We start from the raw sequence: 11,777 nt of genomic DNA, 5'->3' as shown, positions 1-11,777 counted from the left end.
CGGCGGCGCTCACTTCGCCGCGCCCTGGGCGGCGGGCTGCGCCCCGCCAGCAGGGCGCCCGCCGGCCGGCGGGGGCGCGCCGGCTGCGGACAGCTGATCCAGGCACGCGCGCGCTGCCATTGCGCTCGGGCGTGCGCTGTCCTTCTGGACCGTTCCCGCTTTGACGAGATCCTGAACCTTGCCCTTGACGAAGGCGCGGGGATCGTCCGCCGCCGCGAATCCGGCGCTGGCTGCGGCGTAGATCGCCTTCGCCTCGGGCGACAGTTTCGCCGCGCAGGCTTCCGCGCCGCCGCCGGGCGCAGCTTCCCCCGGAGCGCCGACCACCGTCACCTTGGCGCCGTCCCTGAGCCGGTCGACGCCGTCGATCACGATCCTGTCGCCTGCGGCGAGGCCGGACGTGATCGTGGTCGACGTGGCGTTCGAAGGACCGGCGACGATGTCGCGCTTCGTCACCGTCCCGTCGGCGTTCAGGAGATAGACGTAATCGCCCGACGGGCCAATCTGGACCGCGGCGTTGGGGGCGAGGACGACGCCCTTCAGCGTGTCGACCAGAAGCCGTACGTTGACGAACTGCTGCGGAAACAGGACGCCGTTCGGATTGGCGAAGGTCGCGCGCATCTTGATCGTGCCAGTGGTGATGTCGACCTGGCTGTCGTAGGCGGTCAGCGTTCCCTCGGCCAGTTTGTCCACATTGGCGCGGTTGAACGCGGTGACCGGGAGGGTCGCGCCGGACGCGAGCCGGGCGGCGATGCGCGGCAGGTTGTCCTCCGCGGTCGCGAAGACGACGCTGATCGGATCGAGCTGGGTGACGACGACGATGCCGGTCGAGTCGGACGGCTGCAGATAGTTGCCAGGGTCGACGAGGCGGAGCCCGACCCGGCCGTCGATGGGGGAGACGATATGGGCGTAGTTGAGGTTGATCTGAGCCGTCTGCACCGCCGCCTGATCGCTCTGGATCGCCGCCTTGTCCTGCTGGACCAGCGCCTCCTGGTCGGTGACCTGCTGCTTGGAGATCGAATCCTGCTTAATCAGCGCCTCATACCGATCGAGATTGTTCTCCGCCTGGGCGAGCAGCGCCTGGTCCTTGGCGAGCTGGCCTTGCGCCTGGGCGAGCGCCGCCTGATAGGGCCTCGGGTCGATCTGGGCGAGGAAGTCGCCTTTCTTGACGGTCTGCCCTTCGGTGAAACCCAGATTCATCAGCGTGCCGGCGATCTGGGTCCGGATCGTCACGGTCTCGAACGGAGTCACGGTTCCGAGCGCGTCGAGGGTGATCGGCATGTCGCCGGTCGCGACCGGCGCGACCCGAACCGTCTGCGGCGGCGGTCCGGCGCGGCCGGACTCGGCGACGCCCTCCTTCGGCGCGGTCTCGTGCCTGTCGAACCTCTGCCAGGCAAAAACGGCGACCGCCGCGAGCACGACGACGAGCGCGATCCGGACGAGAAGCCTGCGCCGCCGCGGCGGCGCTTTCGGCTCGGGCGCGGGGGCGGGGATCTCGGGACCCGGAGGCGCCGGCGCGACGCGCTCGGCGACCTCGGGTTTGAACGCTTCATTCATGAGGTGTCATTCGTGCGCTCGTGCTCGGGTCCGCATGCGGCGCGCGGGTGACGCTGTCAAATCAACCCCGCGTGTCCCGTCGCCGCAACGGGTTTCCACGGGCATGCACTATTCTGGTCATGGCGGCGAAAACAAGGTGTTGCAATCGGGGCCCGGCTGGGTCATAAGCGCCCGGCGTCGGCGAGCCGGCGCACGGATGCGGGTGTAGCTCAGGGGTAGAGCACAACCTTGCCAAGGTTGGGGTCGAGGGTTCGAATCCCTTCGCCCGCTCCAAAATTTATTAAAGGAAATCAGACTTTAACGAGAGGGCCGCCGCAAGGCGGCCTTCGTCGTTTCTGGCGTGGTGTCCACATGGTGTCCACGACGACGGGCCGCCGCCTCCCCGCCGAGTCTCGACGCACCTTCCGGTCCAATGCCCGCGATGCTGATGCGCCCCAGCCGCCGATACGCTTCCGCCACGAAACCGAGCAATTCCGACGCGCCGATGAAACGGCATGCCGACATGGCAAGGCCCAGGCAGATGCGCGACTTGCGTCGATCGGGAGCTCTTGACGAACCAGCGACACAACGATATTGTTGTGTCATGCTTCCCGACGTTGATCCATTGACTGGCTATCTTCCCCCTGGAGTGCATGACGCACCCTGGGGTGAGGTGGCACCGCGGTTTAGCAGCAACGGCCATCGCACCCGTCTCGTCGGGGGTCTTCTTGCCGCATTGCAAAATCTGGCTGCTGCGGGCTGCCGATCAATGTTGCTCGACGGAAGCTTCGTTTCACAAAAGGACCTTCCGGAGGATTATGACGGAGCGTGGGACACAGCGGGGGTCGACCCCTATCGTCTCGACCCGGTGCTGCTCGATTTCACTAACGGCCGAGCGGCTATGAAATCGAAATATCTGGGCGAACTCTTTCCGGCGTCTTCTTTCGCGGCCCCTGGCGTCCTTTACCGTGACTTCTTCATGAAGGACCGCAACGGCGTGCCCAAGGGAATCGTCAATATCGACCTGGGGAGCCTGCCATGATTACCAACGAACGGCAGTACAGGATCACCCGGAGTGAAGCCGATCGGTTTCGTAAGGCTATCAGCGAACTCGCCAACGCCACCGTGCGGCCAGATGTGCATCCGCGCCTGCTTCAGGCGGAGCGCGAGGCCATGGAAAGCCAACTCGCCGACCTAGAAGCTGAGCTTGCCGAATATGACCGTCTGAAGTCCGCCGACCTCTCTATGATCTCTATCGACTCGTTCGACGAACTGGCCGACGGCCTCATCCGGGCGAGGATCGCAAGCGGACTCAGTCAAAAGGCTCTCGCCGATCGACTTGGGCTCAAGGAGCAACAAATCCAGCGCTACGAGGCTGAGCGCTATGCATCCGCCAGCTATCAACGCCTGCGAGAGATCGCCAGCGCCCTTCGCGTACGCATCAAGAACGACATCCTTCTGCCGGTGGCGCCCGCCAATTTTGGTGGGCTCGTCAGCAAACTGCGTCAGGTTGGGCTTGATCGCGACTTTCTATTGTCGCGGCTGTTGCCATCGGCAGACGCCGCACGCGCCAGCGGCGAGATTCCCAGCGAGGACGGCGACTATGCCTTGACCTCCAAGGCCGGCGCGGTCCTCGAACGCGTTTTCGGTTGGACGCGCGATAATATGTTCGGCGCACAGGCACTAGTCGCGCCGCGCTTCGCCGCGGCCGAAGCACGATTCAAGATGCCTGCCAATCGCGCGCAGGCAACGACCGGCCTTTATGCTGCCTATGCGAACTATCTTGCCGTCGTCGTGCTCAAGGGCGCGCGATCGCTGCCCAAGACCGAAATCCCCACGGACCCGGCGGTCATGCATCGCCGTATTCAGGAGACCTACAAGACCATCGATCTCAAGAGCGCGCTTCATACGGCTTGGGATCTAGGTGTCGTCGTTCTACCGCTTCGCGACCGCGGCACCTTTCATGGCGCCTGCTGGCGCTACGCTGGTCGCAACGCCGTCGTGCTGAAACAGACGTCGAAGCACGAAGCCCGCTGGCTGTTCGATCTTCTGCACGAACTCTTTCACGCCGGTCAGCAGCCGGAGGCCGACACGCTGGAAGTGATTGAGGCGGATGAGACGTCCTCCGAACGACGTAACTCAGACGAGGAAATTGCCGCCAGCCAATTCGCCGGCGATGTCGTGCTCAACGGTGAGGCAGAGGCGTTGGCGCAGGCCTGTGTTCAGGCCGCACGCAAGTCAGTGGAGCGGCTGAAAAGCGTCGTTCCGTCGATCGCAGAAAAGAATGGGGTGAGTGTGGGCGGGCTGGCCAACTACCTCGCCTTCCGGCTCTCGTGGCAGGGCGTGAACTGGTGGGGCGCAGCGGCAAACCTGCAGGCAGATGACAGCGATCCCTGGAAGATCGCCCGCGACGTCTTCGTGGAGCGCTTTCCGTACGACATCGATAACGAACTCGATCGGCAATTGCTCGATCGGGCACTGCATTGAGGTTTCAATGTCTGTATTCAAAAAGCCGCCACCGCTTGACATCAAATGCACATCGACCGACTGCGAGCATGACTTGCACTGCTTCAAGCAACTGAAAAAGATGGCACCGGACGAGCGCGGGAAATGTCGTGCCTGCGGGGCGGATCTCGTGGACTGGCATCGCATCCACCGGCGGGACAAGGGTGATACGACGCACACATTCCAAGCACTCCAGCACGAGATGATACGCCACCACTTTTTTCATCGCCCCGTTGATGAAACGGCGATGCGCCACGCCCAACGTAAAGGGCGTATTGCGATCAAGGCCGCCGCCCATGATCGTCTGTACAAGTACCTCGCGGTAGCGGAGCCGACGCGGGACGGTCGGCAGACACCGCTTGCGGGCAACGTGATCTATTACGCTCAGCACGCGACGGCGACCTGCTGCCGGACCTGTCTCGAGTATTGGCATGACATCCCCAAGGGACGCCCGTTGACGCCGGAGGAATTCGACTACTGCGCAACGCTTGTCGACTTCTTCATCGATGAGAAGTTGCCTGATCTCTCCGACGAGCCGATCAAGGTGCCACGTCGGCCCCACGGCCAGCCTGCTCAGCACGGGGGATCATATCCCTGATGAGCACCATCAAGCCCATCGAAACGCAACGATTCGCCGCTCAGCTCCGCGCACGGGCCATCGATGTTGAAAGCGGCCGCGTCCTGATCTCGCGCCTTGCTGGATCGGGCCAAGAGGTCGACCTCACTCTTCCAGCGAACTGCAATGGTTATGGGCGCGTTCGCCACTTTCGTTTGGCCACGGCGAAAGGCTGGCCGGCCAACCCGCTGCCGATCGCCCCGGCTTGTCACGCGCTCGGGATCGAGCAAGTCCCGGTCCTAATGACCGCGCTGGTTTTTCAGAACGCCGCTTGCGCGTGGCGCTGTTGGTACTGCTTCGTGCCAGAGGAATTGCTCAAGGCCGATCACGATCACGCGGAGTGGTTCACGGCAGCCGAACTGGTTGATCTCTACCGCCAGATCCCAGACGCCCCCCGGATTATCGACCTCTCTGGAGGATCACCTGACCTAGTGCCCGAGTGGACGCCTTGGATGATGCGAGCGCTCACCAATGCGGGCCTCGCAGAATCAACCTATCTCTGGACCGACGATAACCTCAGCACGACCTACATGTTCGACGAGCTGTCGGCCGCCGATCTTGAGCGGCTGCGTCGCTATCGCAACTACGGCCGCGTCTGTTGCGTCAAGGGCTTTGACTCCCGTTCTTTCGCCTTCAATACGCGCGCGGCGTCCCAGGATTACGATCGTCAGTTCGAGATTCTGCGGCGCGTAATGGATCTGGGTCTCGACCTGTACGGCTACGTGACGTTGACGTCTCCACACGACGACGGGGTTGCACAAGGCGTTGCGGACCTGATGGATAGACTTCAGTCCATCGATCCGAACTATCCACTTCGCGTCATTCCTCTTCGTATCGAGGTGTTCACGCCGGTCGAACAGCGTCTGGCTCGTGACGACGCACGTGAGCGGAGCCTTGTCATACAGGAGGAGGCGATCGCTGCATGGATGAGCGAGCTTGAACGCCGGTTCGATCCCGAGACGCGCGCGAAGCAAATTTGTGATGTGCCGCTCAGATCGAGGCAAGCATGATCGCGTCGCGTCATTCCCTATCGCAAGCCGCCTTCGAGGTACAGGTCGACCGTTGGACCCAGGCCGCGATTGGGGACGGCGCGACCGGCTTTCCGACGCTACTGCATCGACTTCCAGGCGTCTATCCGACCGAACTACTGGCTTCCCTCAATCGCTTAGTGGAAAGCGAAAGACTGGATTGGGCCGTGATGGCGTCGATCCGCCGCCAAGCCGGTTCCCAAGGCGTTGCGGCAGTCGAAGGCCGTTCCTTGCTGCCGCTCCCGCACCCTCTCGACTACGAATGGCGCTTCACGCCCGACGCGGCACGCTCGCTGCTCGATCGCGCAGTTGATCTGACGCCGTCCGGTGGCGATCTGTTGCTTTTCGGTACGCCAGGTCTCGCCATCGAGGCACTCACGCTGCCTATCGGTCGACGCTTGGCATTCCTCGCCGAAAACAACTGCGTCACCGATCGCGTCTTTGCTCTTAATCAGGCTACGGGATCACCCCTGTCAATCGCGTTTTGCAGTGGCGGCCTCCCGCGCGAAAGCGCTGACGCCGTGTTCCTCGATCCGCCCTGGTACATCGACTTCATCCGCCCGATGTTAGCTGCAGCTGCAGGGGCGTGTCGGCCCGGAGGTGTCGTGCTGATTAATCTGCCCCCGGATGGTGCGCGCCCTACAGCGGAAGCCGACAGACGAGGAGTCATCGCATTCGGGCGGCGGCTCGGACTTAAAATCATTGAACATTCGCCGCTGGCTATCCGGTACGAAACCCCCTTTTTTGAACGCAACGCTTTGGCCGCTGTCGGACTCCACCCGCCGCCTCAGTGGCGTCGCGGCGACTTGGTTATATTCCGGAAATTTCCCCCTACCACAGCACCGCAACTTGTCTATTCATCCCGTCGCCGCGACTGGACCGAGGTCTGCATCGGCCGCATGAGGTTATTCATCGCCGGCACTGGTAGGGCCGGCCCTCTCGAGGCCAGTCTCGCGTCGCTCATTGTCGGCGATATCCTGCCAACAGTAAGCCGACGCGATCCTCGTCGCCGGGCGGCCAACGTCTGGACCTCGGGAAATAGAATCTTTCGGACCGATAATCCACAGCTTGTGTTAGAGGCCGCGATTTCGTGCTCTAGCGAAGGAATGGGCTATGGCATCCAGCCCGGCCTCTGGGGCACAATCGGGGAGCTTGAGGCACTGGAGCGAGTCGCGGCTGAACTGCGCGCGCTGGCAGCGATCGAGGCGCAGGAAGAGGGCAATACGCCCTCATTGAAGATGGAACGGAGCGTGCCTTGGAGGTCGAGTTCGACGAACTACTGGAGCAGGTCGACGGCGACCATGTCTGGCTGACCTATCTCTCGAATGCGACTCGACCCTCCAGCCGAGTTGGGATTCATCTCGCAATATTCGCTGAGCCGTTCCTGTCCATGGTGCTGTCGGGTGAAAAGACGATCGAGTCCCGCTTTAGGCGCAATCGCTGCGCGCCGTATGGCGAAATATGATGGCGACATCATCCCCTTAAAGCAGGTGGCGGGGCCGATCTGCGGTCTAGCGTTCGCGCGACGGATTTGGTGCTACGATCTCGCCATCGAGCCGCTCGACCGGATACGCCATCGATTCGGTGCGGGGATCCGCGGCGACAACGAATTCTGGTCCTCTGGGGCTGACGCGTTGTACGCGTCTCTTATCGAATTGGATGAGCCCACCTCCATCGGACCGGTGAATTGCGGTAAGCGCGATCGCCGAGGCTGGGTGTCGGTGGGATCCCGGCAATTAGCGTTCGATCTGTCATGAACTTATTGCTCTGTTTCTCAGGCCAAATCGGTAGCGGAAAATCGTCGGTCAGCGCCGCTGTTGCCGAAGCGCTTGGTTGGCGCAGCACCGGATTCGGTGACTATTTGCGGAAGGAGATCGCCCGAATAGGCGGTGACCCAACCGATCGCAAGGCGTTGCAGGACCTTGGCCAGCAACGGGTGGAAGAGGATTCCACCGCCTTCTGCCGTGATGTCCTGGAGGCCGCAGGTTTCCAGCCTGGCGATGACTTCATTGTCGACGGCATTCGGCATATAGCTATATTCGATATACTTGCCACGGTGAGTGTGCCTTCGGAGGCACGCCTGCTGTTTCTCGGCGCCCCTCAGAGCACGCGTAACGCCCGCATCCAGACGAGAGCCGACGCCCAGGACTTTGAGCGCGCGTCTGGCCATCGAGTGGAGGATGAGTTGCAAGACGCCCTGCCACAACGCGCCCATGCTATAATTGACGCCACCCAACCGTTCGATCGGGTTGTTGCCGACTGCCTCGGAATCGCCCGGCGCTGGCAGAAGGCCAGTATTTAAGTTCTATAGATTAAGGCTGACGTGCTTGGCGGCTTCGGATGCCGATTGCGCGTTCAGCGTCTTAAACGCAAAGTGTTATTTCGCCTAGAGCCCATACTTTCGCGTAGCCTTGATTATAGCGCCTACATGGGTCATTCTTGCGCCTAGCATCCGCAAGCAGGAAAGGCGGCTTTGGCGAACCAAATCCCCGAAGAAGCACTGGCAGCGATCGAAGATGCGGTGCGGCGCAACCCAAACGGGGTGGTGTCGGCGCCAGAGATTCTTCGCGCCCTGACAACGCCTGTCCCGCCGCGTACGCTCCAATATCGCCTCAAGCACCTGGTCACCCGCGAAGTATACGGCCGGCTGGTCGTCTGTCGGCCCCTCGCCGACATTGATGATGATCCACCTGTTCGCGAGCTGCACCCCGTGCGGATTGCCGGTCTTGCCGACTTTGCCGCCCGAACACGTGAGTAGAAGTCCACCGCTTTCTTTATACTTGCCGAGGTGAGAAAATACGTAACGGTCAATCCCGCACTGGGGAACATTTCTAGGTGATATCTGCCATTATTTATTCCTTCGAGTTGCGTGCGTTCGCGCATGATCGGGACTCAGCGACGGCCCCGTCCCCGGCCGAAGCGATAGCGTAATATAGCGTGCACTCTAGAATTTAGTGAGCGTGTGCTATAGAATGTCAACGATCCCGTCCTAGGCGACCCTCGGGTCGCGCGGAGAGCACGGATGGAACGATACGAAGCGAAGCGGGCAGCGATCATCGGCGGCACGAGCGGCATCGGGCTCGCGACGGCGAAGATGCTCCTCGATGGGAGCGCGCGCGTTCTGGTGACGGGTCGCTCGCAAGCCGGACTGGACTCGGCGCAGAGGGAGCTTGGGAACGGCGGGGGCGTGGTTTCGAGCGACGCGCGCTCGTTGACGGACATCGACGCCCTCGCCTCTCGGGTGAAGGCCGAGTTCGGCAGCTTCGACCTGCTCTTCGTCAATGCCGGCTCGGCCTTTTCGCCCTCTCGAGCACACGACCCAGGCGACATTCGACGAGATGTTCAACCTGAACGCGAAGGGACCGTTTTTCGCGGTGCAGAAGCTCGCGCCGCTGATTGACCATGGAGGCGCTGTCGTCCTCACGACCTCGATCGCGAACGTCAAGGGACGGCGGCGTTAGGTCGCTGACGCGCATAACTGAATTGTGTCAGGCTACGCTTCAGGTTATATAGCGATCGGTATAGAATATGGGCTTTGACAACAATGGGTCGTCCTCGCGAATTTGAACTTGACGACGCGATCGAGAAGGCGACGGACCTCTTCTGGCGGAATGGCTATGAGGGCACGTCGCTTAGCGATCTGACGACAGCGATCGGGATCTCTCCGCCGAGTTTCTACTTCGCTTTCGGTAACAAGGAAGGGCTGTTCAGAAAGGTCATTGAACGGTACTTCGCCGAACAAAGTAAACTTGCTGAGGCGGCTCTGCGGAAGCCAACCCCGCGAGCCGTTGCGACGCATTTTCTCAACGGCTATGCCGTCGTCCTTACGGACCCACGTCATGCCCCGGGATGCCTCGCCATGAACAGCTCGCTTCCGTGTGCGGCGGGCGATCCCCTGCGGGCATGGCTGGCTGAACTCCGCGAGCAAACACGGATGCGGTTCCGTGATCGGTTTGCCGAGGCGCGCGGAGGCGGCTTGCCCGCCGGAATGGACGCTGACGCCCTTGCGCGTTTGGTCATGGTGACTGCCTGGGGCTTGGCTGTCGAAGCCCAATCTGGGGCCACCCGCAAAGAGCTGCGTCGAACAGTCGCGCTCGCGCTGCCGGCATGGCCTGACGCCGAACGTTCGAGCGGATAATGCCAAGCCCCCAGGGCGGCCGCCGGCTGACAATCGAGCAGAAAGGTCGCTGGGGCGCGCTCGCTCCAGATCATACCGATCCAGGTGCTGCACAGCACGACAATGCCTATGCCTAGAATCGTTCGGTCCACGGCCGAAGATCGATTTCGTGCGACCAGGCGTTTCTCGGCTGCGCGAGGACGTCGATGTAGGCTTGGGCGATCGCATCGGGATCGAGCGTGCTGTCAGGGTGATCGCTTGGGTCCGGCCGGCGCGATGAGCGGACGCTTCCGTCGATGTTGAAGTGCGCGACGTGTATTCCCTTCGGGCCGAGCTCTCTTGCGGCGCTCTGAGCGAGCCCGCGCAGTCCGAACTTTCCCATCGCAAAAGCCGCCGACTGGGCGAACCCCTTCATGCCGGCGCTGGCGCCGGTAAAGAAGATCGCGCCATGCCCTTTTGGCTCCATCCGCTTCGCGGCCTGCTGCGCTGCCAAAAACGCGCCGAACGCGGTGATCGCAATCGCTTTCTCGACCGCGACAGGATCGACATTCGAGAGCGGGCCGGCGACGCGTGAGCTCGCGTTGTAAATCACCACGTCGGGCTCCGCGACCTGGTGTTCCATGTCGAGGAACAGCTTCGCCACGTCCTCCGGCTGGGAGGCGTCGACGGCAAAGACGGCTGCGGCGGTTTCCCGCGCGAGCGGCTTGAGCTTTTCGACATCGCGAGCGGCGAGGCCGACTTGCAAACCGATCTTGGTCAAGCGCCGCGCGAGCGAAGCGCTAATGCCGGGCCCGGCTCCGAGGATCAGGGCGCAGCGGTAGGGAAAGTCGGCCATGGAGTTCTCACTGTTGATTTGAATTGGAGTAGACCGCTTGGTGGGCTCGCTCGCGATCGAGGAGACGGCGAACGCTCCGCTGAACCGCGCGATCCCACCTCACGTCGCGGCTTTTCCGATGGAGCCGCCGCCGTCGACGAACAGCGTCTGCCCGGTAATATAGCTGGCGTCTTCAGACAGCATGAAAGCGACCGCGGCCGCGATCTCGTCCGGATGCGCCAGACGTCGCATGGGGATATTTGCGAGAAAGATGCGCTCCGCCTCGCTGCCGGCAGGCGTGTTGCGGCGGAACAACTCTGTCTCGACGGGTCCCGGCGCCACCGAGTTGACTGTGATGCCCGTCTCCGCGAGCTCCAGCGCCCATGTTCGGGTGAAGCTTCCAAGCGCCGCCTTGCTGGCCGCATAGGCCGTTCGGTTCACCATGCCAAGGGTCACCACGCTGGTGATGTTGACGATGCGCCCCCATCCCTTCCGCCGCAGCGTTGGGAGGATCGCTTGGACAGCGTTGATGGACGGATGCAAGTTGAAGCGCATGAGTTGGTCGACGACAGCCAGATCGACCTCGCCCAGGGGCTGCAGCTTCCCGACTCCGGCATTGTTGACGACGCCATCAAACGAGTGCCGTTGGGCAAGCTCGACGAAGGCTTCAGCTGAGGCTCTGTCATCGCTGAGGTCGACCGACACGAGGGTCCCAGGAAACGATGGAAGCGGCTCGCGAGCGACGCCGACAACCTGGTGTCCGGCCGCGGCCAGGCGTTTTGAGACCGCAAGACCAATACCCTTAGTGGCGCCGGTCACAAGAAATGTGCGCTGAACCATGATCGGTGAATCCTTGTTCTTGGCTTGCGGAAAGCAATCGACGACGGGCTACAGGCCCATGAGGGTCTCAAGACGCCCACTGATCAAAAAGGACGTCGGGGAGGGGCCTTGCTCGCCGCGGCGATGTTTCGAGCGAATGGGTTATACCATTTCCGGGTGATCAGCTCGCGTTGGCGATGGGTGGCCACCAGTGGAAGCCGGCTCTCCCCTTGAGGGTTTGTCGGTCGTCGGCGAGTTGGGCGCATCGTTGCGAGACGATGGCCTCGAGCGTTTCGAGGTCGGGGATGTGCTTGTTGACGACGGGCTCGTCCACGACCTGCCAAA

The 11,777-nt window shown here is 62.3% G+C and carries 12 protein-coding genes, 1 tRNA gene and 1 pseudogene; 11 read left to right on the top strand and 3 right to left on the bottom strand.

The window, feature by feature from the left end:
• Nucleotides 1-9: 9 nt before the first annotated feature.
• Nucleotides 10-1,554 carry an MdtA/MuxA family multidrug efflux RND transporter periplasmic adaptor subunit gene (locus DFR50_RS25025; RefSeq protein WP_113891998.1) on the bottom strand — a complete coding sequence of 515 codons (1,545 nt, stop codon included), beginning with the start codon at nucleotides 1,552-1,554 and terminating at the stop codon, nucleotides 10-12.
• Nucleotides 1,555-1,752: 198 nt separating this feature from the next.
• Here DFR50_RS25025 and DFR50_RS25020 point away from each other — a divergent pair.
• From DFR50_RS25020 to DFR50_RS24975, 11 genes and pseudogenes are all read left to right on the top strand, one after another.
• Nucleotides 1,753-1,827 (top strand) — tRNA-Gly (locus DFR50_RS25020).
• 310 nt (nucleotides 1,828-2,137) lie between these two features.
• Complete coding sequence (locus DFR50_RS25015; RefSeq protein ID WP_113891997.1) at nucleotides 2,138-2,575, top strand: DUF6932 family protein; 438 nt, start codon at nucleotides 2,138-2,140, stop codon at nucleotides 2,573-2,575.
• On the top strand, nucleotides 2,572-4,020 hold the full coding sequence (locus DFR50_RS25010; protein ID WP_245428122.1) for a helix-turn-helix domain-containing protein: 1,449 nt from the start codon (nucleotides 2,572-2,574) through the stop codon (nucleotides 4,018-4,020). Before DFR50_RS25015 ends, DFR50_RS25010 begins: the two co-directional genes overlap by 4 nt.
• A 7-nt stretch (nucleotides 4,021-4,027) precedes the next feature.
• A complete protein-coding gene (locus DFR50_RS25005; protein WP_113891996.1) occupies nucleotides 4,028-4,636 on the top strand; it encodes a DUF4186 family protein in 609 nt (202 codons plus the stop codon).
• On the top strand, nucleotides 4,636-5,664 hold the full coding sequence (locus DFR50_RS25000; protein WP_113891995.1) for a radical SAM family protein: 1,029 nt from the start codon (nucleotides 4,636-4,638) through the stop codon (nucleotides 5,662-5,664). Before DFR50_RS25005 ends, DFR50_RS25000 begins: the two co-directional genes overlap by 1 nt.
• Nucleotides 5,661-6,995 carry a hypothetical protein gene (locus tag DFR50_RS31680; RefSeq protein WP_147262913.1) on the top strand — a complete coding sequence of 445 codons (1,335 nt, stop codon included), beginning with the start codon at nucleotides 5,661-5,663 and terminating at the stop codon, nucleotides 6,993-6,995. Before DFR50_RS25000 ends, DFR50_RS31680 begins: the two co-directional genes overlap by 4 nt.
• 138 nt (nucleotides 6,996-7,133) lie before the next feature.
• Entirely contained in the window at nucleotides 7,134-7,439 is a 306-nt protein-coding gene (locus DFR50_RS31670; protein ID WP_147262911.1) for a hypothetical protein, read from the top strand.
• A complete protein-coding gene (locus DFR50_RS24990) occupies nucleotides 7,436-7,984 on the top strand; it encodes an AAA family ATPase (RefSeq protein ID WP_113891993.1) in 549 nt (182 codons plus the stop codon). The genes DFR50_RS31670 and DFR50_RS24990 overlap by 4 nt, the downstream gene beginning before the upstream one ends.
• Nucleotides 7,985-8,155: 171 nt before the next feature.
• Entirely contained in the window at nucleotides 8,156-8,440 is a 285-nt protein-coding gene (locus DFR50_RS31665; RefSeq protein WP_147262910.1) for a hypothetical protein, read from the top strand.
• A 264-nt stretch (nucleotides 8,441-8,704) separates the two neighbouring features.
• A pseudogene (locus DFR50_RS24980) lies at nucleotides 8,705-9,143 on the top strand (SDR family NAD(P)-dependent oxidoreductase).
• A gap of 83 nt (nucleotides 9,144-9,226) precedes the next feature.
• Nucleotides 9,227-9,820, top strand: a complete 594-nt coding sequence (locus tag DFR50_RS24975; protein WP_113891991.1) for a TetR/AcrR family transcriptional regulator — start codon at nucleotides 9,227-9,229, stop codon at nucleotides 9,818-9,820.
• 112 nt (nucleotides 9,821-9,932) lie between these two features.
• Here the strand turns inward: DFR50_RS24975 and DFR50_RS24970 are convergent, their stop codons facing one another.
• Both DFR50_RS24970 and DFR50_RS24965 read right to left on the bottom strand, forming a co-directional pair.
• Nucleotides 9,933-10,634: an SDR family NAD(P)-dependent oxidoreductase gene (locus tag DFR50_RS24970; RefSeq protein ID WP_113891990.1), complete on the bottom strand. Its 702-nt coding sequence runs from the start codon at nucleotides 10,632-10,634 to the stop codon at nucleotides 9,933-9,935.
• A 99-nt stretch (nucleotides 10,635-10,733) separates the two neighbouring features.
• Nucleotides 10,734-11,453 carry an SDR family oxidoreductase gene (locus DFR50_RS24965; protein WP_113891989.1) on the bottom strand — a complete coding sequence of 240 codons (720 nt, stop codon included), beginning with the start codon at nucleotides 11,451-11,453 and terminating at the stop codon, nucleotides 10,734-10,736.
• Nucleotides 11,454-11,777: the final 324 nt, after the last annotated feature.

Source organism: Roseiarcus fermentans, from assembly GCF_003315135.1.
GTDB classification, from domain to species: Bacteria; Pseudomonadota; Alphaproteobacteria; order Rhizobiales; family Beijerinckiaceae; genus Roseiarcus; species Roseiarcus fermentans.
The sequence above is the reverse complement of the archived record's forward strand: the minus strand, read 5'-3'. Positions and strand labels throughout refer to the sequence as shown.